The sequence below is a fragment of the Phytoactinopolyspora endophytica genome (genome assembly GCF_004138495.1).
GTDB lineage: Bacteria > Actinomycetota > Actinomycetes > Jiangellales > Jiangellaceae > Phytoactinopolyspora > Phytoactinopolyspora endophytica.
The window spans coordinates 481,524-481,917 of sequence record NZ_ML142853.1; the positions used below are offsets into that span (position 1 = coordinate 481,524).

The following is a 394-nucleotide window of genomic DNA, read 5'->3' on the forward strand; positions in this document are numbered from 1 at the left end:
CCAGCGCATGGCCGACGCCCTCACCGAACTCGCCCGCCGCCACCTCGGCACCGACCACCTGCCCAGCCGACACGGCCACCCCGCCCAACTCCTGCTACTCGCCAACCTCACCACCCTGCTCAACCACAACCACAGCGACAACACCAGCAGCGGCTGCGGCCGGAACAGCAACGGCAGCGGCAACGGGACCGGCGGCGGGAAGGCCACGCACAGCCACCACAGCGGCGGCGGCAGCCCCGGCGGTGACCGCACGAACGGGCACGACCGCACGACCCCTGACTCCACCGACCGCTACGGTGCCGGCAACGGCAGTCACGACAAACACGACACCGACACCGGCAGCGGTGACACTGGCACTGACACAGACATTCACCAAGGCGTCGGCGCCGACACG

At 70.6% G+C, this 394-nt stretch carries 1 pseudogene; it reads left to right on the top strand.

Annotation, left to right across the window (positions count from 1 at the left end):
• A pseudogene (locus tag ELR45_RS35105) lies at window positions 1–394 on the top strand (hypothetical protein); the annotation flags it as partial.